The 20,165-nt window shown below is 60.1% G+C and carries 20 protein-coding genes; 8 read left to right on the top strand and 12 right to left on the bottom strand.

Going from position 1 to position 20,165, the window contains the following annotated elements:
- The first annotated feature begins 3 nt into the window (after nucleotides 1-3).
- Together mfd and DA915_RS09030 are read left to right on the top strand one after the other, a co-directional pair.
- Nucleotides 4-3,501, top strand: coding sequence for a transcription-repair coupling factor (gene mfd, locus DA915_RS09035; protein ID WP_107675641.1), 3,498 nt, complete (start codon nucleotides 4-6; stop codon nucleotides 3,499-3,501).
- 149 nt (nucleotides 3,502-3,650) lie between these two features.
- Nucleotides 3,651-3,992 carry a hypothetical protein gene (locus DA915_RS09030; RefSeq protein ID WP_020809531.1) on the top strand — a complete coding sequence of 114 codons (342 nt, stop codon included), beginning with the start codon at nucleotides 3,651-3,653 and terminating at the stop codon, nucleotides 3,990-3,992.
- 55 nt (nucleotides 3,993-4,047) lie between these two features.
- Here DA915_RS09030 and DA915_RS09025 read toward each other — a convergent pair whose 3' ends face one another.
- From DA915_RS09025 to DA915_RS09015, 3 genes are read right to left on the bottom strand one after another with little or no spacing between them, the layout of a single operon-like run.
- Nucleotides 4,048-4,980, bottom strand: a complete 933-nt coding sequence (locus tag DA915_RS09025) for a DMT family transporter (RefSeq protein WP_020809530.1) — start codon at nucleotides 4,978-4,980, stop codon at nucleotides 4,048-4,050.
- A gap of 51 nt (nucleotides 4,981-5,031) precedes the next feature.
- Nucleotides 5,032-5,700 carry a DsbA family oxidoreductase gene (locus DA915_RS09020; protein ID WP_107675640.1) on the bottom strand — a complete coding sequence of 223 codons (669 nt, stop codon included), beginning with the start codon at nucleotides 5,698-5,700 and terminating at the stop codon, nucleotides 5,032-5,034.
- A 39-nt stretch (nucleotides 5,701-5,739) separates the two neighbouring features.
- Nucleotides 5,740-7,587 (bottom strand): extracellular solute-binding protein, encoded by a 1,848-nt coding sequence (locus DA915_RS09015; protein ID WP_107675639.1) that lies wholly within the window; start codon nucleotides 7,585-7,587, stop codon nucleotides 5,740-5,742.
- A 306-nt stretch (nucleotides 7,588-7,893) separates the two neighbouring features.
- On the opposite strand from DA915_RS09015, the gene DA915_RS09010 reads away from it, so the two are divergent.
- Nucleotides 7,894-8,550, top strand: a complete 657-nt coding sequence (locus tag DA915_RS09010) for an invasion associated locus B family protein (RefSeq protein ID WP_003508037.1) — start codon at nucleotides 7,894-7,896, stop codon at nucleotides 8,548-8,550.
- A 91-nt stretch (nucleotides 8,551-8,641) separates the two neighbouring features.
- Here the strand turns inward: DA915_RS09010 and hspQ are convergent, their stop codons facing one another.
- From hspQ to DA915_RS08990, 4 genes are all read right to left on the bottom strand, one after another.
- Entirely contained in the window at nucleotides 8,642-8,971 is a 330-nt protein-coding gene (gene hspQ / locus DA915_RS09005; protein WP_003508038.1) for a heat shock protein HspQ, read from the bottom strand.
- 91 nt (nucleotides 8,972-9,062) lie between these two features.
- Entirely contained in the window at nucleotides 9,063-9,983 is a 921-nt protein-coding gene (locus DA915_RS09000) for a DMT family transporter (RefSeq protein ID WP_107675676.1), read from the bottom strand.
- A gap of 97 nt (nucleotides 9,984-10,080) precedes the next feature.
- A complete protein-coding gene (glnA, locus tag DA915_RS08995) occupies nucleotides 10,081-11,490 on the bottom strand; it encodes a type I glutamate--ammonia ligase (RefSeq protein WP_003508040.1) in 1,410 nt (469 codons plus the stop codon).
- Between the two features lie 71 nt (nucleotides 11,491-11,561).
- Complete coding sequence (locus tag DA915_RS08990; protein ID WP_003508042.1) at nucleotides 11,562-11,900, bottom strand: P-II family nitrogen regulator; 339 nt, start codon at nucleotides 11,898-11,900, stop codon at nucleotides 11,562-11,564.
- Nucleotides 11,901-11,989: 89 nt separating this feature from the next.
- On the opposite strand from DA915_RS08990, the gene DA915_RS08985 reads away from it, so the two are divergent.
- A complete protein-coding gene (locus tag DA915_RS08985) occupies nucleotides 11,990-12,262 on the top strand; it encodes a hypothetical protein (RefSeq protein ID WP_107675638.1) in 273 nt (90 codons plus the stop codon).
- Nucleotides 12,259-13,734 carry an NAD(P)H-hydrate dehydratase gene (locus DA915_RS08980; protein WP_107675637.1) on the top strand — a complete coding sequence of 492 codons (1,476 nt, stop codon included), beginning with the start codon at nucleotides 12,259-12,261 and terminating at the stop codon, nucleotides 13,732-13,734. The genes DA915_RS08985 and DA915_RS08980 overlap by 4 nt, the downstream gene beginning before the upstream one ends.
- A gap of 247 nt (nucleotides 13,735-13,981) precedes the next feature.
- Here the strand turns inward: DA915_RS08980 and DA915_RS08975 are convergent, their stop codons facing one another.
- Both DA915_RS08975 and DA915_RS08970 read right to left on the bottom strand, forming a co-directional pair.
- The gene (locus DA915_RS08975; protein ID WP_060724311.1) at nucleotides 13,982-15,019 is read right to left on the bottom strand and encodes a GlxA family transcriptional regulator; all 1,038 of its coding nucleotides are present in this window, start codon (nucleotides 15,017-15,019) and stop codon (nucleotides 13,982-13,984) included.
- Between the two features lie 271 nt (nucleotides 15,020-15,290).
- Nucleotides 15,291-15,509, bottom strand: coding sequence for a DUF1127 domain-containing protein (locus DA915_RS08970; RefSeq protein WP_003508045.1), 219 nt, complete (start codon nucleotides 15,507-15,509; stop codon nucleotides 15,291-15,293).
- A 239-nt stretch (nucleotides 15,510-15,748) separates the two neighbouring features.
- Between DA915_RS08970 and DA915_RS08965 the strand changes: the two genes are divergently transcribed.
- Nucleotides 15,749-16,687 carry a LysR family transcriptional regulator gene (locus DA915_RS08965; protein WP_003508046.1) on the top strand — a complete coding sequence of 313 codons (939 nt, stop codon included), beginning with the start codon at nucleotides 15,749-15,751 and terminating at the stop codon, nucleotides 16,685-16,687.
- Between the two features lie 54 nt (nucleotides 16,688-16,741).
- Here the strand turns inward: DA915_RS08965 and DA915_RS08960 are convergent, their stop codons facing one another.
- Entirely contained in the window at nucleotides 16,742-17,662 is a 921-nt protein-coding gene (locus DA915_RS08960) for a methylenetetrahydrofolate reductase (protein WP_107675636.1), read from the bottom strand.
- Between the two features lie 91 nt (nucleotides 17,663-17,753).
- Nucleotides 17,754-18,530: a formyl transferase gene (locus DA915_RS08955; RefSeq protein ID WP_107675635.1), complete on the bottom strand. Its 777-nt coding sequence runs from the start codon at nucleotides 18,528-18,530 to the stop codon at nucleotides 17,754-17,756.
- Nucleotides 18,531-18,722: 192 nt separating this feature from the next.
- On the opposite strand from DA915_RS08955, the gene DA915_RS08950 reads away from it, so the two are divergent.
- Nucleotides 18,723-18,884 (top strand): entericidin A/B family lipoprotein, encoded by a 162-nt coding sequence (locus DA915_RS08950; protein ID WP_003495552.1) that lies wholly within the window; start codon nucleotides 18,723-18,725, stop codon nucleotides 18,882-18,884.
- A gap of 107 nt (nucleotides 18,885-18,991) precedes the next feature.
- Nucleotides 18,992-19,756 carry a phosphodiester glycosidase family protein gene (locus tag DA915_RS08945; protein ID WP_107675634.1) on the top strand — a complete coding sequence of 255 codons (765 nt, stop codon included), beginning with the start codon at nucleotides 18,992-18,994 and terminating at the stop codon, nucleotides 19,754-19,756.
- A gap of 9 nt (nucleotides 19,757-19,765) precedes the next feature.
- Here the strand turns inward: DA915_RS08945 and DA915_RS08940 are convergent, their stop codons facing one another.
- Complete coding sequence (locus tag DA915_RS08940; RefSeq protein ID WP_060724332.1) at nucleotides 19,766-20,116, bottom strand: hypothetical protein; 351 nt, start codon at nucleotides 20,114-20,116, stop codon at nucleotides 19,766-19,768.
- Nucleotides 20,117-20,165 lie beyond the last annotated feature (49 nt).

Here is a 20,165-nt window from a genome sequence, read left to right as displayed (position 1 = left end):
AACATGATAGCCGGATTCGATGCAAAGCTGGTGGCGTCGGCAGATACGCCGCTGACCATCGGAAATGTGCCCTCCGGCATGGAAGCCCTGCTTCTGGCTGATATGGCGCGGGCAGGGACGTCGGTCGCCTATGTCATGTCGGATGGCCAGCGGGTCGCAGATATCGAACAGATCCTCGGTTTCGTCGCGCCTGACATTCCGGTCATGACGCTGCCGGCCTGGGACTGCCTTCCCTATGACCGCGTGTCACCGAGCGCCGACACCTCGGCGCGCCGGCTGGCGGCGCTTTCCGGTCTCATCAGCCACGCCAGGAAACCGCATCCGGCCATCGTTCTCGTCACCGTCAACGCCATGCTGCAGAAGATGGCGCCGCGCGACATTATCGAGAGCCTCGGCTTTTCGGCGAAGCCCGGCAACCAGATCCGCATGGACGACATCGCCGCGCGGCTGGAGCGCAACGGTTTCGACCGGGTGGCGACGGTGCGCGAAGTCGGTGAATTCGCCGTGCGCGGCGGCATTCTGGATGTCTTCGTGCCGGGCACGGAAGAGCCCGTGCGGCTCGATTTCTTCGGCGATACGCTGGAAAGCATCCGTACCTTCGATCCGGCCAGCCAGCGCACCATCGGCCAGGCGCGCTCGCTCGATCTGAATCCGATGAGCGAAGTGACGCTGACGCCGGATACGATCAGCCGTTTCCGCAAGAATTACCTGTCGCTCTTCGGTGCCGCGACGCGCGACGACGCGCTTTATCAGGCCGTCTCTGAAGGCCGCCGTTATGCCGGCATGGAGCACTGGCTGCCGCTGTTTTACGAGAGACTGGAGACCGCATTCGATTATCTCGAGGGTTTCCGCATCGTCACCGATCACACGGCGCGGGAGGCGGCAAAAGAGCGCTCCAAGCTGGTGCTCGATTATTACGATGCGCGCCGCAGCTCCGGCGAAACCAAGGGATCGACGCAGGGCGCGCCCTACAAGCCGGTTTCGCCCGGCCAGCTCTATCTCGACGGCAAGAGTTTCGATGCCGCACTGGCCGCCGTCAATGCGGTGCGTCTGACACCCTTCAACGAGCAGGATAGCGAAGGCCGCCCGGTTGCCACGCTCGACGCCCATGTCGGGCCGCGCTGGGCGCGTCCGCCAACCGAAGGCGAGAGCGAAGAACGGGTCAATGTTTTCGATCTGGCGGTGAAGCATATTGCCGAGCGCCGGGCCAAGGGCTGGAAGGTGCTGATAACAGGCTGGTCGGAAGGTTCGCTCGACCGGCTGCTGCAGGTGCTGAACGAGCACGGGCTTGAGAAGATCAAGCCGGTCGCCTCGTTGAAAGAGGTGGAGAAGCTCGGCAAGGGCGAGGCGGCCTCGGCGGTGCTGAGCCTTGAGGCGGGTTTCGAAACCGGGACGCTCGCGGTCATCGGCGAGCAGGATATTCTCGGCGACCGCATGGTGCGGCGCTCGAAACGCCGCAAGCGCGGTGCGGATTTCATCTCGGAAGTGGCGGGGCTGGACGAAGGCTCGCTGGTAGTCCATGCCGAGCATGGTATCGGTCGCTTCGTCGGCCTGCGGACAATCGAGGCAGCGGGTGCGCCGCGCGCCTGCCTGGAACTGCATTATGCCGACGATGCAAAGCTGTTCCTGCCGGTTGAAAACATCGATCTTCTTTCCCGTTACGGCTCCGATGCGGCGGAAGCCACGCTTGACAAGCTCGGCGGCGGCGCATGGCAGATGCGCAAGGCCAAGCTCAAGAAGCGCCTGCTCGACATGGCCGACGAGCTTATCCGCATCGCGGCCGCGCGCCTGGTGCGGCACGCGCCGGTTCTGGCGGCACCCGATGGGCTTTACGACGAATTCGCCGCCCGTTTCCCCTATGACGAGACGGAAGACCAGCTGAACGCCATCGAGGCGGTCCGCGAGGATCTGGGTGCAGGCCGGCCGATGGATCGCCTCATCTGCGGCGATGTCGGTTTCGGCAAGACCGAAGTGGCGCTGCGCGCCGCCTTCCTCGCTGCCATGAACGGCGTTCAAGTGGCGGTGGTGGTGCCGACTACTTTGCTCTCTCGCCAGCATTTCCGCACCTTTTCCGAACGTTTCCGCGGCCTGCCGATCCGGGTGCAGCAGGCGTCGCGCCTCGTCGGCTCCAAGGAACTGACGCTGACGAAAAAGGAAGTGGCTGACGGAAAGACCGATATCGTGGTCGGCACCCATGCGCTGCTCGGCGCAGGTATCAACTTTGCCAATCTCGGCCTGCTCATCATCGACGAAGAGCAGCATTTCGGGGTGAAGCACAAGGAGCGGCTGAAGGAACTGAAGAGCGATGTGCATGTGCTGACGCTCTCTGCGACGCCCATTCCGCGCACCCTGCAGCTGGCCATGACGGGCGTGCGCGAACTGTCGCTCATTACCACGCCGCCGGTGGACCGCATGGCGGTGCGCACCTTCATTTCGCCGTTTGATCCGCTTGTCATCCGCGAAACGCTGATGCGTGAGCATTATCGCGGCGGCCAGAGTTTCTATGTTTGCCCGCGGCTTGCCGACCTCGCCGATATCCATGCCTTCCTGCAATCGGATGTGCCGGAGCTGAAGGTGGCGGTGGCGCATGGGCAGATGCCGGCAGGCGAACTCGAAGACATCATGAACGCCTTCTACGACGGCAAGTATGACGTGCTGCTTTCGACCACCATCGTCGAATCCGGCCTCGACGTGCCGACCGCCAATACGCTGATCGTGCACCGCGCCGACATGTTCGGTCTTGCCCAGCTTTACCAGCTGCGTGGTCGCGTCGGTCGTTCCAAGGTGCGCGCCTTCGCGCTCTTCACCCTGCCGGTCAACAAGGTGCTGACGACGATGGCGGAGCGGCGGCTGAAGGTGCTGCAATCGCTCGATACGCTCGGCGCCGGTTTCCAGCTGGCGAGCCACGACCTCGATATTCGCGGCGCGGGCAATCTGCTCGGCGAAGAACAGTCCGGCCATATCAAGGAAGTCGGCTTCGAGCTTTACCAGCAGATGCTGGAAGAGGCGGTTGCCGAAGTGAAGGGCGACGAACAGGTGCAGGATAGCGGCTGGTCGCCGCAAATCTCGGTCGGCACCTCCGTTATGATCCCGGAGGATTATGTTCCCGATCTGCATCTGCGCATGGGCCTTTACCGCCGTCTCGGCGAGCTTGCGGATATCAGCGAGATCGACGGTTTTGGCGCGGAAATGATCGATCGTTTCGGCCCCTTGCCGAAAGAGGTTCAGCACCTGCTCAAGATCGTCTACATCAAGTCGCTCTGCCGTATCGCCAATGTCGAAAAGTTGGACGCCGGGCCGAAGGGCGTCGTGGTGCAGTTCCGCAACAAGGAATTCCCCAATCCGGCAGCGCTTGTTGGCTATATCGGCAAACAGGGCACGATGGCGAAGATCCGGCCGGATCACAGCCTGTTCCTCACCCGCGATCTGCCCACGCCTGAAAAGCGGTTGACGGGTGCGGCGATGGTCATGACGCAGCTTGCGGAACTGGCGCGCTCCTGACCATGGCACCGGCAGAGTGCGGGCTGTCGTCCATATTACAGCGATGTAACTAAACGGACATGTGCCGGTAGTTTTCGCGGGCGTAATCTCCATTTCATACCCGGTGCGGCGGATCTGTAGATGCCGCCGGGTCATGAAGGAGCAGGACGATGTGGACCAACATCAACAGGTTTGCCACCGCTGGTCTGGTTGCTTTGACAATTGCGGGCACCACAATTGCCACCACCAGCCAGGCGGAAGCGCGCAATAATTTCGGCCGCGGCCTTGCGGCCGGCATTGCCGGCACGATCATTGGCGGAGCGCTGATTGCGGGTGCAAGACACCCGGGTTACGCCTACGCTCCGGCCTATGGTCCGGCTTACGGTCCTCCCGTCTACGCTGCGCCTGTTTATGGCCCGCCGGTCGCGTATGAACCCGTCTATCCGCGCTGCCACGTTGCCTGGCGACAGAATGCCTGGGGCGACATGTATCGGGTCAGGGTTTGCGACTGACAGCTGAGAGCGCCGGCGGCAGGAACAGTCGCCGGTCGTTCCGTATTCTTGTGACCTAAGTCTCGTCTTCCGGTGTGATGCCGACGGCCACGTTCTGATCGGTTGCGGCGATCGAGGCGGGCAGCGGCACTTTTCTCTGCTTCTCGCGGATCAGCGTCAATAGGCCGGAGCCGACGATGAGGGCGATGCCGAAGAGCATCCAGCCATCGATACGGTCGCCGAAAATCAGATAACCGAAAAGGATGGCCCAGAGCATCTGGCTATATTGCGTCGGGCCAATCATGGCGGCGGGCGCATATTGGGCGGCATACATGACCAGCACGTTGCCAAGTGCGCCGAGCAGGCCATACCCCGCCAGCAGCAGCCATTGCTCACCGCCCGGCATGATGAAGGTGGGGACCATGGCGATGCCGCTGATGGTGAGACAGCCCAGCACGCCAGCGCCATAAAGCGAGACATTTTTTTCCGAGGGCCCCATGGCGCGGAAGATGACGATGCTGAGCGCGCCGCTGAAGCCGCCGATGATGGCGCCGAGATGGCCGATACCCAGTTCACGGAAGCCCGGCCGCAGGATGACCAGTACGCCGAGGAAACCGATGATGACTGCGGACCAGCGACGGATGCCCACCTGTTCCTTCAGAAATACCACCGACATGATGGTGACGAAGGAGGGCAAAAGGAAGATCAGCGCAAAGGCTTCGGCCATGGAAAGATGGGTAAAGGCGGTCACGCTGCCGACAGCACCGGTGCCGGCGGCAAAAAAACGGATGATCCACAAAGGACGGTTCGTCGTCTTCACCACATCCACCCAGCGATCGTTGCGCTTGCGGATGAAGGGCAGGGCGACGAGCCCGAACAGGGCGCCGAAGAAGGCCGATTCGATCGGCGAAATCTGGCCTTCTATGAGTTTAACGCTGGCATCGCTCCAAGCGTAGGCAGCGAAGGCGGCAAAGGCGAGCAGAATGCCTTTCAGGGTCTGGTCGGACACGGAAACACCGGGGGAAAATCGAGTTGCAGAAAACCGCCGGTGGTTTGGCCGTCAGTTCATCGATCTATGCTCGTCCGCCTTGATTTTTGCAATATCCCGCAATGCAGCAATCAGGACATCAGGCGTTTGTGCACCGCTTATGGCGTATTTCTGGTCGATGATGAAGAAGGGTACGCCGGCGACGCCCATCTGCTGCGCCGCATCAATTTCGGCGATGACCGTGTCCTTGTCCGCCTCCGAAGCGAGAAGCCGTGCCACCACCTGCGCGTCCATACCCGCCTTTTCGGCCACATCGATCAGCACGGCGTGGTCGCCGATATTGCGGCCTTCTTCGAAGTTGGCCCTGAACAGCCCGGTCACGACCTTCTCCTGGACGTCGCGGCCTTCGGAATGGGCCCAGAGCGACAGGCGGTGTGCATCAAGCGTGTTCGGACCGATCTTGATCGCATCAAAATCGTAGTCGATGCCGACTTCCTTGCCGAGCTGCACCAGTGTGGCGTGGGCCTGTTCCAGACGCTCCTTGCCGAGTTTTTCCTCGAGAGCTGCTTTCTGGTCGACGCCTTCAGGCGGATAGTCGGGGTTGAGGCGATAGGGACGCCAGTTCACGTCGACGCTGATTTCATCCTGCACCTCGGCTATGGCAAGATCGAGCCTTGCCTTGCCGAGATAACACCAGGGGCAGACCATATCCGATACGACGTCGATAACGATGCGTTCCATGGCTTTATCTTCCCTTGTCCTGGACCGGGCAGGGGCGGGTTACTGCGCCCGCGCATCCCACCAGGTCTGTTTCTGATTGCCTGATATTGGCGTCATATCCGGGCGGTCGATATATTTCCAGCGCGCAACCCATTGCGCGCCGATATAATAGAGCGGAATGATGTAGTGGCCGGCAACCAGAAGGCGGTCATAGGCGCGCACGGCGGCCTGAAAATCTTCCGTCGAGCGCGCCTGCAGCAGCGCTTCGATCATCCGGTCAATATCGGGATTGGCGGCGCCCGCATAGTTGAAGCTGCCCTGCGCATCGCGTGAGAGCGAATTCCAGCGGTTGAGCTGCTCCATGCCCGGCGAAAGCGACGACGGCAGGGAGCGGATGATCATGTCGTAATCGAAGCTGTTCGAGCGGGCCTGATATTGCCCGTCATCGACCGAGCGGATGCCCATGGCGACGCCGATCAGATTGAGAGAACGCTGATAGGCAAGCGCGATGCGCTCCTGAGCGGGGTTCTGTGTCATGATCTCGAAGGCGAGCTGGCGGCCGTTGGCGTCGGACATCCTGCCGTTCCTGATGCTGTATCCGGCCTCTTTCAGCTTGTCGACGGCCATTTTAAGGACCTTGCGGTCCGCACCGGTGGCGTCGGTGGTCGGCAAGGCATAGGTGCCGGTCAGTAGCTGCGGAGGCATGGTCTTAGCCGCGTCGCCGAGCAGCGCCAGCTCGCGTTCGTCTGCGGCATTGCCATAGGCGCCGAGCGGCGAATTCTGCCAGTAACTCTGTGTGCGCTTGAAGGAGCCGCCGAGAATGTTTCTGTTCATCCACTCGAAATCGAACGCGTAGGTAAGGCCTTCGCGCACCTTCTCGTCGGCGAAGACGGCGCGGCGGGTGTTGAAGACGAGACCGAACATGCCTGTCGGCAGGCGCGGCTGGAAGACGTCCTTGACGATGTCGCCGCGATGGACGGCGGGGAAATTGTAAGCCTGTCCCCAATGGGAGGTGTCGGAGGTGCCGTTGATGGCGTCGCCTTCGGGATAGATGTCGATATCGCCCTTCTTGAAGGCCTCGAACATGGTGGTGACCTGCAGGAAATAGGTCACGCTGATCTCGTCGTAATTGTCGAAGCCGACCTTGCCCGGAATGTCCTTGCCCCAATAATCCGGATTGCGCTCCCAGATGATTCGTTCGCCCGGCCGCAGGGTTTTGATTCGGTATGGACCCGAGCCGACGACTGCGCCGAGGCCCGCCTGTTCGAATTTTTCCGGATCGATCGCATGTTTTGGCAGGATCGGGGTGGAGGAGGCGAGAATGAGCGGCGTTTCGCGGTTGGCCTTGTCGTTGAAGGTGAAACGCACGCTGCGATCACCGATCTTTTCCAGCTTCGCCACACCGTCCAGACGACTGTTGAAGGGCGGGCGGCCTTTTTCCTTCAGAAGATTGAAGGTGAAGATCACGTCATCTGCGGTCACCGGCTCGCCGTCGGACCATTTTGCCTTCGGGTTGATGTTGAACTGGACGAAGCTTCGCTCCTCATCCCACTCCACTGTTTCGGCCAGCAGGCCGTAAAGGCTGAAAGGCTCATCGCTGGAGCGCAGCATCAGGGGTTCGTAGAGAAGATTGCCGAATTCCGGGTCCCAGACGCCGCGCGCCGTGGTGCGCATTCCCTTGAGAACGAAGGGATTGAGGCTGTCGAAGGTGCCGACGACGCCATAGGAGATGCGGCCGCCTTTCTTCACATCCGGATTGACATAAGGAAGGTGCCTGAAGTCTGCGGGGAGCTCCGGCGTGCCGTGCATGGAAATGCCGTGCAGCGGCTGCGCCAGGGCGTTCCCGGCGGGAAGCAGGGATGATCCCAAAAGGAACAATGCGGGGATGAGGGCCGCAAGGTTGCGCATGTCACTGTCCTGTCTCAACTGTCCGTCCGATGTGCGTCACGACCGTTTATCATCATGATTCTGGCAGATATGTAGCACACGGACATGGTGCGACCCATCCAAGCGCGGGAAATCTTGGGTCAGCTCAAGAAAAAGTTAAAGAAGTGCTGGATATCGCCGCGATCGGCATGTAACAGGGTGGCCGGAAGAGACGGGTCACGCATTTGCCTCATTTAAACGACAGTTGAACGGGCAGAAGGATACCGCCATCGACGAACAGGGCCTTAACGGTTCTGTTCTGGCAGACATTCAGGAGACGGAACTCTTATGATGCAAAAGGCAAACACATTCACCCGGACGGCTCTGTCCGCTCTGGTCCTCTCTCTGGGCGCGGTTTCCGCTCCGGCCATCTCGCAGGCACAGGATGCTGCTCCCGCCGCTCAGGGCGCCGGCGCTCCGCCGCTCGGCTGGTTCAAGACCTGCTCCAAGCAGGAAGACAACGATGTCTGCGTCGTGCAGAACGTGGTTCTCGCCCAGAACGGCCAGATGATCACTGCCGTTGGCCTCATCACCGTTGAAGGCAAGGTCAACCGCAAGCTGCTGCAGGTTTCCGTTCCGACCGCGCGTCTCATTCCTCCGGGTGTGATGATGCAGATCGACGGCGGCAAGGGCCAGAAGCTCGATTACGCCGTTTGCCTTCCCGACAAGTGCACGGCTGAAGTTCCGCTGACGGACGCCATGATCGCTTCCCTGAAGAAGGGTAGCGAGGTGGTCTTCACCTCCATCAACTTCCGCCGCGCGCCGAACCCCATCAAGATCGCGCTCTCCGGCTTCACCGGCGCCTTTGACGGTCCGGCGATCACCCAGTCGCAGCTGGCCGAAAGCCAGCGCAGCCTGCAGGAAGGCATGCAGAAGAAGGCTGAAGAGGCTCGCAAGAAGCTGGAAGCCGCTCAGGATGCCGCCAAGGGCGCTCCGAAGCCCTGATTGCAGCGTAAGCGCTAAAAACAGAAAACCGGTCTGGCGACAGACCGGTTTTTTTATGTCCCTGGGAGGGTGGGGAGATGGTTGGCGGGCGTCAATGCGCCGTTGACATTTTCGGGCGCCATTCGCCGTTCGGCGCCTTGTCGAAGATGCGGCCGATATTGGGGTTTCGGAGCGGCGTCTCGTTTTCGTCGTGGACGAGGTTCTGCTCGGAAACATAGGCGACATATTCCGTCTCCTCGTTTTCGGCCAGAAGATGATAGAAGGGCTGGTCGCGATCCGGCCTGATTTCCGCGGGAATGGCGTTCCACCATTCCTCGGTATTGGCATATTCCGGGTCGACGTCGATGACCACACCGCGGAACGGAAACACCTTGTGGCGGACGATCTCGCCAAGCGTGAATTTTGCGTCTCTTTGTTTCATGGCATGAACTTCCTTTCCCACTAATAGTTGGGTGCGGAACGCAAAATATCAAGGGCTAGGGGGTATCCCGGCCCTTTCTCTCTATATGGGCTCAGGCCCGGCGGCCGAGCGGCGCGGTGGCGATGATGACGCCGCCGGTGACCAGCACGATGCCGATGGCGTGGTAGGTCTCGAACGTCTCCCCGAGGAACAGCGTGGCCATCAGGATCGAGACGGGCGGCATCATGTAAAGCGTGATGCCGGCCGTGGCGGGGCCGAAGACGCGCACCGTGTGGGTGAAGCAATAAAAGGCAAGCAGCGAAGCGAACAGGATGATGCCGCCGATCTTCGCCCATGCCATTGGCGTAGCGGGCAGCATGCCGCCCTGCGCCAGTTCCAGCGCCGCCGGCGGCAGAAGCACCAGCGCGCCGGAAAGCGCGATCAGACCGAAAAGGCTGAAGGACGCCATCTGCCGCGCCGCCGGCTCGCGCAGCAGCAGCGAATAGACGGCAAAGGCGATGGCCGCCGTCAGTATGGCGAAATCGCCGATGTTGAAGTTCATGTGCCGGAGAGCTGCGATATCGCCCTTGAGCACGATGGCCGCCACGCCGGCAAAGGCGATGATCATGCCCGCCACTTCGAGCTTTCTGATGGGACGGCCCTGAAAGATGCGCTGGAACAGGATGATGAACAGCGACGAAGTCGTGTAGATGAGCGTGCCGTTGGCGGCCGTGGTCATTGTGAGGCCCCAATAAACAACGCCGCCGCAGATGCCCATGCCGAGAACGCCGAGAACGAGCCAGAGCAACGTTTTCCGGCGCAGGAAAGCGATGCAGTTGCGCCAGTCGGCGATCATGAACGGCGCGATGATGAGTGTCGAGCCCATCCAGCGGATGAAGGCGGCGATGAAGGGCGAGACTTCGCCGACGACGCCACGGCCGAAAATGACATTGCTGGAGAAAAAGAACGGCACCGCCAGAAAGATGAGCCAGTCCGTGAGGCGTGTTTGCTGAGTGGCTGGCTTGATTGACATTCTTCGCGACATGGCTGGGCTTCAAAAGAAAACGGCGGCTTTCCAGGGAAAACCGCCGAGATGGATCGAGCGCCCCGGAGAGCGCTCGAAAGGCCGATCAGGCCGAGTAGTACATGTCGAATTCGACCGGATGCGGGGTCATTTCGAAACGCATGACTTCCTGCATCTTCAGCTCGATGAAGCTATCGATCTGGTCGTCATCGAACACGCCGCCGGCGGTCAGGAACTTGCGATCCTTGTCGAGGCTTTCAAGCGCTTCACGCAGCGAACCGCAGACGGTCGGGATCTTCTTCAGTTCCTTTGCAGGAAGGTCGTAGAGGTCCTTGTCCATCGGCTTGCCGGGGTGGATCTTGTTCTTGATGCCGTCGAGGCCGGCCATCAGCATGGCCGCAAAACCGAGATAGGGGTTCTGGGTCGGGTCCGGGAAGCGGACTTCGACGCGCTTTGCCTTCGGGTTGGAGCCGAAGGGAATGCGGCAGGATGCGGAACGGTTGCGCGCGGAGTAGGCGAGCAGAACCGGCGCTTCATAACCCGGCACCAGACGCTTGTAGGAGTTGGTGGTGGGGTTGGTGAAGGCGTTGATGGCCTTGGCGTGCTTGATGATGCCGCCGATGTAATAGAGGCAATTCTCGGAGAGGCCCGCATATTCGTCGCCAGCAAAGGTCGGCTTGCCGCCCTTCCAGATCGACTGGTGAACGTGCATGCCCGAGCCGTTGTCGCCGAAGATCGGCTTCGGCATGAAGGTTGCCGTCTTGCCATAGGCATTGGCGACCTGGTGCACAACGTACTTGTAGATCTGCATCTTGTCGGCGCTGGAAACCAGCGTGTCGAACTTCACGCCCAGCTCGTGCTGTGCGGCAGCCACTTCGTGGTGATGCTTTTCAACAACGACGCCCATTTCGGCCAGAACCGTCAGCATTTCGGAGCGCATGTCCTGAAGGCTGTCGATCGGCGGAACCGGGAAATAACCGCCCTTGACGCGCGGACGGTGGCCGAGGTTGCCGGTTTCATAGTCGGTGTCGTCGTTGGACGGCAGCTCGGACGAGTCAAGCTTGAAGCCGGTGTTGTAGGGGTCTGCCTTGTACTTGACGTCGTCGAAGACGAAAAATTCGGGCTCGGGGCCGACGAAGACGGTGTCGCCGATGCCCGAGGCCTTGAGGTAGGCTTCGGCCTTCTTGGCGGTGCCGCGCGGGTCGCGGTTATAGGCTTCGCCCGAGACCGGGTCGAGAATGTCGCAAAGGACGACCAAGGTGGACTGGGCGAAGAACGGGTCGATATGGGCGGTGGCCGGATCGGGCATCAGCACCATGTCGGACTCGTTGATGGCCTTCCAGCCGGCGATCGAGGAGCCGTCGAACATGACGCCGTCGGCGAACATGTCTTCGTCCACACAGACAACATCCATGGTGACGTGCTGCAGCTTGCCCTTGGGGTCGGTAAAGCGCAGGTCCACGAACTTGATGTCGTTATCCTTGATCTGCTTCAAGATATCGTTTGCGGTCGTCATTTAAACGTTTTCCTTGAGTGTGATGATGACGAGGTGAAAACCCAAGCCTCCCCGGCTCGGGACGTTCTTGATTATATGGCGTCCACGCCTGTTTCACCGGTACGGATGCGGATGACTTCCTCGATATTGGAAACGAAAATCTTTCCGTCGCCGATACGTCCGGTCTGCGCCGCATTGCGGATCGCCTCGATGACGGCTTCCGCATTCTCATCCGCCAATACGACTTCGACTTTCACTTTCGGCAAAAAGTCCACAACGTACTCTGCACCGCGGTAGAGTTCCGTATGGCCCTTCTGACGACCAAAGCCTTTTGCTTCCGTGACCGTGATGCCCTGAAGTCCGACTTCCTGAAGGGCTTCCTTCACTTCATCGAGCTTGAAAGGCTTAATGATCGCTTCGATCTTTTTCATGAGAAAATATCTCTCCGCTTCTCCCGTTAAAGCAGGTTATTCCCGCTCTGCCACAAGAATGCACGTATTGTGCCAGATCGGAAGCGGGCTTGAAGAAAAAACTTCGATCCCCCGGCCTTCCGACACAAAATGCATTCGGTTTTGGCGGTTTTCCAGCCAATTTCTCTCGGGAACCCGAAAAATCCATCAGCATTTCTGCCAATTCTTATTATTTTAGATGGTTTGAATATTTGAGAATGCGCGAGTGCGATGAAGTTGGTTTGTTTATATTTTATGCATTTGATTATTATTTGGACTTCGCTATCTGCTTATTTTTGTATCGATTGCCTTTCCGGCGTTTTGAAGGGATGATCGAGGCATGACATCCCTCTCTCACCTTTCCCTTTTTGACCCATCTGTTATGGCCCGCATCGATGCGGCGGCCGGTCAATCCGGCATTCCGCTTTATGATCTGATGGAGCGGGCGGGGCAGGCGGTTGCCGCCTTAGTGCTGCGGCACTATCCGCAGGCGCAACGTTTCGTCGTGCTCTGCGGCGGCGGCAACAATGGCGGCGACGGTTACGTGGCGGCGCGGGCGCTTATGGAAAGTGGCGCGGTCGTTGTGGTTCATCATCTCGGTGACGCCGGCACGCTCAGGGGCGATGCGCGGATGGCTTTCGAGCGCAGCGGGGTGGCGCCGCTGCCGCTTGGCGACTACGCGCCTCTTGCCGGCGACGTGGTGATTGACGCGGTCTTCGGGGCCGGATTGTCCCGCGATATTCCTCAGGAGCTTGCACGGATAATCGAGGTGGTGACCAGCGCGAAGGTGCCGGTTCTCGCCGTCGATCTGCCCTCCGGTCTCTGCGGCCGGCGGGGCGTGCCGCTTGGTGCCTCGTTCAGGGCCGAACGGACGGTGACCTTCATGGCGCGCAAGCCGGGTCATCTGCTGATGCCGGGGCGGGAGCTTTGCGGGGCGCTCGAGGTGTTCGATATCGGCATTCCCTCCCGCATCCTTACCGATCACGCAGGCTCGGTTGCGGAAAACCATCCGCTTGTCTGGCGTGATGCCTTGCCCGCCAGCGATATCGAGACGCATAAATTCCGCCGCGGGCATCTGACCGTCTTTTCCGGCCCGGCCCATGCGACGGGTGCAAGCCGCATGACGGCGCTTGCGGCGCTGAAGGCAGGCGCGGGTATCGTCGCTGTCGCCGCTCCGAGGCAGGCGCTCGACGTGCTGTCCGTGACGCTGACGGCCGTGATGAATGCGCCGATGGACGATGCCGATGATCTGCGGCTCTGGCTGGACGACCGGCGTCATGGAGCCTTCGTTCTCGGTCCCGGTTTCGGCGATCTAGAAAAGGCGCGGCAATTCGTATCCCTGCTTGGAGACAAGGCGGTCGTGCTGGATGCCGATGCAATCACGGCTTTCAAGGATCACACGGAGACCCTGTTCGAGCGTATCACCTCAGGCGCGGGCAAATTCATCCTGACGCCGCATGAGGGCGAGTTTGCGCGATTGTTTCCGGATCTTGCCGCCGACAGGGTGCTGAGCAAGATCGAGAAGGCGCAGGTCGCCTCGGCGCGCAGCGGTGCGGTGCTGGTCTATAAAGGCGCGGATACCGTGATCGCTGCGCCTGATGGCCGGGCGCTGGTCAACACCAATGCGCCGGCGAGCCTTGCGACGGCCGGATCGGGTGATGTGCTGGCCGGCATCATCGGTGCGCTGCTGGCGCAGGGAGCCCCCGCCTTCGAAGCGGCTGCGGCCGGCGTCTGGCTGCATGGGCAGGCGGGCCACAGGGCAGGTGACGGCATGACGGCGGAGGACCTTGCCCATGCGGTTCGGCCGTTTGGGTGAATTGGTCTCCGATTATGTTCGCTGTTTGCTGGCCGCTGACAGATCCGGTGGTTTGGCACAGTTCCATCATTCTCACTCCGTCACCCCGGACTTGATCCGGGGTCCAGTGCGATCAAGTCCTTGATCGCGAAAGGCTCGTTCACGGCGCAGGCGCGCGTGGCTGGATGCCGGATCAAGTCCGGCATGACGGGGAGAGGTTTCTACCTCCGAATCGAGGCCTTTTGCGTTTGTGGCCCTTGCCACGCACTCAATGCGCGGCTTTGCCCTGGCTTGCCATTGCCATCCGCGAGGCGCTGATCAAGAGCTTGCGTTCGGCACGCTCCTGCTGCGGCGTGCGATTGTAGATTTCGCGATAACACTTGGAAAAATGCGAGGCGGAGACGAAACCGCAGGCGACGGCGACTTCGACCACCGGCATGGCAGACTGCACCAGCAGGTGGCGGGCGCGGTCGAGACGGATTTCGAGGTAATAGCGGGCAGGTGAACGGCCCATTTCCTGGCGGAAAAGGCGTTCCACCTGCCGGCGCGACAGATCGGCGGCATCGGCGATATCGAGCAGCGACAGCGGCTCGGCGAGATTGCCTTCCATTAATTCGATGATCGACAGGACCTTGCTGTTCTGGACGCCGAGGCGGGCGCGCAGCGGCAGGCGCTGGCGGTCGTTCGGGCTGCGCACCCGGTCGGTCAATTGCTGTTCGCAGACGCGGTTGACGAGGTTTTCGCCGAAATCCTGGCCAATCAGGCTCAGCATCATGTCCAGCGAGGCCGTTCCGCCGGCGCAGGTGTAGATGTTGCTGTCGACTTCGAAGAGGTCGGCATAGACTTCCACCTGCGGGAAGGCTTCGGAAAAGCCGGGCAGGTTTTCCCAGTGGATCGCGCAGCGCTTGCCGTTCAGGAGGCCAGCCTGTGCGAGGATATGGGCGGCGGTACAGAGGCTGCCGATGGCGATGCCGCGATTATAGGCTTCGCGCAGCCAGGCATTGACCGACTTGTTGATGTGTTGATCCACATCGATGCCCGAACAGATGATCGCCATTTCCGGGCGGTTTTCGCCGCTGACATAACGCCGCTCGTCGGCAAGACAGGTATCGGCCTCAAGACAGATGCCGCTTGACGACATGACCTTCTGGCCGTCTAGGGAGGCAAGGCGCCATTCATAGGCCTGATAGCCCAACATTCGGTTGGCGATGCGAAGCGTTTCAACCGCTGCGGCGAATGGCAGCATGGTAAATTGCGGAATGAGAAAAAAGACGATTGAGCGTTTCTTCTGGGAGTTTCTGCTCATTTGCCCGTGCTCCGTTGCGAATACGCAATTCCTCCCTTGGAATTGGTCTTCTGGATGTCCTGATTACGACATCTTTAACGAAAAATACGCCTCGGAATCGGAGCTGTCAAAAAATAGCTTTTGAAATATGCAAATTTCGCGACAAGCCTTTAAAAAAGGCGATGTGTCGCATGCAAAACAGGCAGGCTGTTTTGCGCCCTCGTCCTGCCGTTCGGGCGCGGGCAGGGATGGCTCGCAAGACGCGCAATGGTTGCGAGCCATCGGTTGGACATCATTTGCGGATGGTGTGTATGCGGGTGGTGTCGGTGGTCGGCCATCCGATATCCTTCAATGTTTCAGGCGGCAATGCCTCCAGTGCGCGGAGCATCCTGGCGCGGCGCCATTCTGCGTAACGGGCGGAAACCTGGTCGGACAGGCGATGGAGCCAGCCAATGGGTGAAGGACGGTGCGTAGAACGGTTCGTCACCGGGAGATAATGTATCATGGTCATGTCTTGATCCTTTCGTGAACCACGATCCTGTTTGCGACTTCGATATGCGCTTGCCTGTTTCATCAAGCAAGATAATGAATCTTATGTCATTCATCATCTTTTGGAATGAATTGCCGGCGACGCCTGCGGGGAAAATTCCAATCCGCGAGATCGTCAGCGCTTCATTCCGACGAGGCTCAATTCGCCCCGTCAATCGATGTCCCGGATGGTGCGCGCTTGTTGACATTCAATCAAACGAAATGATATCCATCTATAAATCAAAATATTTGAAGGTGCGTGCCATGACCGTGACTTTCCGCCAACCGCTGCCGTTGCTGGATAACGACATATTGAGAACCTTCGTCGCCATTGCGGAAACGGGAAATTTCTCCACCGCCGCTGAAGTGGTGTTCAGAACGCCTTCCGCCGTTTCCATGCAGATCAAGAAACTCGAGGAGCAGTTGAAGACGACGCTGTTCCTGCGCGATGCCCGCTCAGTCACATTGACGGCGCATGGGGAGACGCTGCTGACCTATGCGCGGCGCATGATTGCGCTCTCCAACGAGGCCGTATCGCGTTTCGTCATGCCGGAACTCTCAGGGGTCGTCCGGCTCGGCGCGCCGGAGGATATTGGCGAGCGTGGCCTGCTGCCGGGTATTCTCAAGCGTTTTGCCGAGGCTTTCCCCGGCATCATGATCGACGTCACCATCGATTCCAGTTCCAATCTCTACAAGCGCATGGACGAGCAGCGGCTCGATCTCGCCCTCGTCAACTGTGCCTCGCATCCGCTGCGCGACACCGGCGAGGTGCTGATGCGCGAACGTCTGGTCTGGGCAGGCGCGAAATGTGGTACGGCCTATCTGCGCGATCCGCTGCCCATTTCCATCTGGGAAGAGGGCTGCATCTGGCGCTCGGAAGCGATCAATTCGCTGGAACGGCGCGGGCGCAATTTCCGCGTGGCCTATCTCAGCGGCCATACCATGGCGCAGCGCGCGGCGATTGCCGCCGATCTCGCCATTGCGCCGTTGCCGCGATCCTATGTGCTGAACGACATGGTCATTCTGGGCGACAAGGAAGGCCTGCCGGAACTCGGCTCTTTCGATATCCGCCTGATCATGGGCGACAAGGCGTCGCGCCCTGTTCTTGCCGTGGCTGAAAGCATTCGAAACGCTTTTGTCGAGGTCGCCAAGGCGGCCTGAGGTCCTGATAATGCGCGGCGGCCGTGGCCCGTCGCGCTGTCAGGATGGCGGCTTTTAGCCCGCCATCGAATCCTGTGATGTCGAACGGTCCGCGCCGCCGGTTTGCCAGCTTCTACGCTTGACCAGCCAGTCGGCTGAATTCTGCAATCCGCCAAAGGGAAAGACGTGAATCTGCCGTATAGGCCCCTGCGGATTGGCCTGCCAGCGCCGCTCGATCGGCCCGACGATGCTTTCCGGCGAATGGCCCTTCGCCAGCGTCGTCAGGGAAAGCGCGTTTTTCTTGAGATAGGCAATGGAATTGCCGACGCCGCAGAGTGCGGCATATTTCAAGAGCGTCGTGATCTTGGCCGGGCCGGAAACGCCGATATGCACCGGCAAATCGATGCCTGACGCCGTTAGTCCTTCCGCCCAGGCGATGAAACGCGCGGGATCAAAACCGAACTGCGTGACGATGCGCATTGCGGCATCGCTTCTTTCTGCAAAATCGCGTTTCAGCCTGAGTGCGGCCATCGCCGTGTCGTCGTTGAAATCCGGGCTGCCTTCCGGGTGGCCGGCGATGGCGATCTGCCTTATTCCGCAACGGTCGAAAATGCCTGACGACAGCATGTCCATGCTGGATGCGAAGGGACCGGCCGGCCGGTCGACACCGCCGCCGACAACCAGAACGTCCGTGACACCCGCTTCTCCGGCAAGCCGTCTCACCTGTTCCTCAAACCCCGTGCGGGAAGGTATGCGCCGCGCTGCAAGATGCGGCACTGGCTCGTAACCGAGGTCGCGCAAATGTCCTGCGGCATCAACGAGCCTTTCCTGCGAGGCAGCTCCGGTGTCGGTGAGATAGACGCGGACACCCTGCGGAAAGAGACCGGCAAGGTCGCTCGCACCAAGTACCTGAGCGGGCGAGGCTTCGATGGAGGCGGGAATGATGGAAGCGGCGGAAATATCGGGCAATTTGTGCATGATCCTTTTTATTATCATGCACCGATTTTTCGGCGAAGTCTGTGCCTGTTGCGGCAAGACAGGCTTGCATCTGCGACGAAGCTCAACCCCGGTTCGGAGAGTTTCGGTTTCACCAGATCCGTTTCGTCAGGCCGTTCCACAGCCAGGTCCAGATGGTCGGTGGAAAACGCAGCACCGATTTTCCGGGCGAGGGCGGCTGCGGCGCGAGGCTGCCCGAAAGGGCGTCCTCGATGGCGCTGACGGCGATATCCACCGAAGCGGCGGTCAGAAGCAGCGGATAGGTGGCGATCGTGTCGGAAGGCGATGGTTTCAGCCGCTTCTCGTAGAGTGTGGCGCCGGTATCCACACCCTTGTCGACCAGATGTACGGTCGCGCCGAAATTGCCTCGGTCCTTTTCCACCAGCGCCCAGTAGCCGCCCATCTGCCCGCGATAGGCGGGGTTGATGCCGGCGTGGAAATTGATGACCGGGCATTGCAGGGCCTGCAGCGTGGCAGGTCTCAGCAGACGGCAGGAAATGGTGAAGATCGCCGCCGGTTGCAGCAGATTGGCGGCCTTGCGGCATTCCTCATCGTTGAGCGAGGCGAATTGCGTAACGGGAAGGCTGTGGTGGAGATCGGGAGAAAGGCCGTGCTCGGTGATGATCTCGTTGCTTCTGCGAACCGTGAAACGTTTGCCGAGCCGCGAGGCGATCATCGTCGCTATCTGGCCCGCAGCGACAATCCAGCCCAGCCGTCTCGCGCGTCGCCTGAGAATGACCGACTTGCTTTCCGGCTGCTCCATGAAGACGTGGATATCGGGAAATCGGGCAGCCAGAGCATTGATCATGACATTGGGGTTCACGCCGCCCGCCGTCATCACCAGAAGCCGATTGTTGATGTCAGTCATATCACCCACGGGATTTTCCTAAGCCATGATGCAGTTGCCGAGTGTCACTCGTGAACTTCAAAACCATGTTAATTTTCATCGACAGGATTTTTTGAAATGCTGCTGGAACCGTTTTTTGGGACTCACGTTATTGTGACGCATATCACATTGGCGCTTGCCTTTGGACGGCAAGTCATAGGGGAGTAGTTTCACATGATCACACGCATTCTTTCGACCGTTTTCGTGGCTTTGCTGACTGTCGTCACCCTCAGCTCCTGCGGTAATACCATTCGCGGCATGGGCCGGGATACGGCAAACGCCGTTGACGCGACGCAGGATGCCGGCCGCAACGTGGACCGCGCAGCGCGTCGTTAATCAAGGCTCCCCTCCCGGAAAGGCGTTACCCGAAAACCCGGGTGACGCCTTTTCTTTGACCGAATTTCCCTGCGAATGTTCGCCTGACGAGAATCAAAGGGGCGGGCATGATTTCATCGATGAAGAAACTGGCAAAGGCGCTGCTGCCGTTGTTGTTGCCATTCTCCGCGCAGGCCGGTGGGCAGCCGGATTTCTGCAAGGCCATCGACCATGCGGGCGGGCGCTACACCGTCTGCAGTTTCGATCCGGCAAGGAACGCCATCCGCATTTATGACCGCGACCATGTCTCCGGGCAGGGATACCGCAGTTTCGCCGATCTGTCGTCGGCCTTGTGGCGGCAGCACATGTTCAGCATCTTCGCCATGAATGGCGGCATGTATCATTCCGACTATTCGCCCGTCGGCCTCTACATTGAAAATGGGGTGGAGCGTTCGCCGCTCAGCACCCGGGGCGGCTGGGGCAATTTTCACCTTTTGCCGAACGGCGTGTTTTATCTGAAGGGTGCAAAGGCTGGCGTGCTGGAAACCGCAGCCTATCTGGCGGCGAATCCGAAAGCCGATTTCGCCACCCAATCCGGGCCGATGCTGGTAATCGACGGCAAGCTGCATCCGCGCTTCCTGCCCGATAGCGACAGCCTGAAGCGGCGCAACGGCGTCGGCGTCTCCCGCGACGGCATGGTGCATTTCGCCATTTCGGAAAATACCGTGCGCTTTTACGATTTCGCCACGCTGTTCAGGGACGTGCTGGATGCGCCGAATGCGCTCTATCTCGACGGCACCATATCCAGCGTCGATATTCCCGCGATGAACCGCCGGGATTCGCTGTTTCCCATGGGGCCGATCATCGCCGTTGTCGATCGGGTGCCGGATTAGCTGGAAAGATCAGATCGGCGCCTTGGGATAGGCTTTTTCGAGACCGGCCGATGCCGTCAGCCCTTTGCGGAAGGCGAGATAGGCGGGGTGCTGACTCGCTCTTGCGGTTTCCGTGATGCGGATCTGCAACCGGGAAGGGGCATTGCCGCCAAGCCATTCGCCGGCCGTTTCCAGCTTCAGGCTGTTCAGGAAACGGGCATTGGTCTGCTGGTCGAGATAAAGATTGAGGCCAGCCAGCAGGTTTTCGTCCTGCAGGGCGTTTTCCATCAACAGCAGCACCCACGCTTTATCTTCGCTTGTCAGCGAAGTGAGCTTCGACGCGACCGTTTCACGGTCGGGAAAAGAGGATGCCTGCTGCATTGGGTGACTCGCATCGTTGCCGTTGCCATCGTCGATAAAGCAGCACTGG

It is taken from the genome of Agrobacterium sp. LAD9, assembly GCF_003031125.1.
GTDB classification, from domain to species: Bacteria; Pseudomonadota; Alphaproteobacteria; order Rhizobiales; family Rhizobiaceae; genus Agrobacterium; species Agrobacterium radiobacter.
Note: the sequence above shows the minus strand (reverse complement) of the source record. Positions and strands in the feature narration are given on the sequence as shown.

Bases quoted from the DNA above. Each gene is read 5' to 3' on its own strand.
- mfd (WP_107675641.1), top strand. From the start codon at position 4: ATGATAGCCGGATTCGATGCAAAGCTGGTGGCGTCGGCAGATACGCCG.
- DA915_RS09030 (WP_020809531.1), top strand. From the start codon at position 3,651: ATGTGGACCAACATCAACAGGTTTGCCACCGCTGGTCTGGTTGCTTTG.
- DA915_RS09020 (WP_107675640.1), bottom strand. From the start codon at position 5,700: ATGGAACGCATCGTTATCGACGTCGTATCGGATATGGTCTGCCCCTGG.
- DA915_RS09015 (WP_107675639.1), bottom strand. From the start codon at position 7,587: ATGCGCAACCTTGCGGCCCTCATCCCCGCATTGTTCCTTTTGGGATCA.
- DA915_RS09010 (WP_003508037.1), top strand. From the start codon at position 7,894: ATGATGCAAAAGGCAAACACATTCACCCGGACGGCTCTGTCCGCTCTG.
- hspQ (WP_003508038.1), bottom strand. From the start codon at position 8,971: ATGAAACAAAGAGACGCAAAATTCACGCTTGGCGAGATCGTCCGCCAC.
- DA915_RS09000 (WP_107675676.1), bottom strand. From the start codon at position 9,983: ATGTCAATCAAGCCAGCCACTCAGCAAACACGCCTCACGGACTGGCTC.
- glnA (WP_003508040.1), bottom strand. From the start codon at position 11,490: ATGACGACCGCAAACGATATCTTGAAGCAGATCAAGGATAACGACATC.
- DA915_RS08990 (WP_003508042.1), bottom strand. From the start codon at position 11,900: ATGAAAAAGATCGAAGCGATCATTAAGCCTTTCAAGCTCGATGAAGTG.
- DA915_RS08980 (WP_107675637.1), top strand. From the start codon at position 12,259: ATGACATCCCTCTCTCACCTTTCCCTTTTTGACCCATCTGTTATGGCC.
- DA915_RS08975 (WP_060724311.1), bottom strand. From the start codon at position 15,019: ATGAGCAGAAACTCCCAGAAGAAACGCTCAATCGTCTTTTTTCTCATT.
- DA915_RS08970 (WP_003508045.1), bottom strand. From the start codon at position 15,509: ATGACCATGATACATTATCTCCCGGTGACGAACCGTTCTACGCACCGT.
- DA915_RS08965 (WP_003508046.1), top strand. From the start codon at position 15,749: ATGATATCCATCTATAAATCAAAATATTTGAAGGTGCGTGCCATGACC.
- DA915_RS08960 (WP_107675636.1), bottom strand. From the start codon at position 17,662: ATGATAATAAAAAGGATCATGCACAAATTGCCCGATATTTCCGCCGCT.
- DA915_RS08955 (WP_107675635.1), bottom strand. From the start codon at position 18,530: ATGACTGACATCAACAATCGGCTTCTGGTGATGACGGCGGGCGGCGTG.
- DA915_RS08950 (WP_003495552.1), top strand. From the start codon at position 18,723: ATGATCACACGCATTCTTTCGACCGTTTTCGTGGCTTTGCTGACTGTC.
- DA915_RS08945 (WP_107675634.1), top strand. From the start codon at position 18,992: ATGATTTCATCGATGAAGAAACTGGCAAAGGCGCTGCTGCCGTTGTTG.
- DA915_RS08940 (WP_060724332.1), bottom strand. From the start codon at position 20,116: ATGCAGCAGGCATCCTCTTTTCCCGACCGTGAAACGGTCGCGTCGAAG.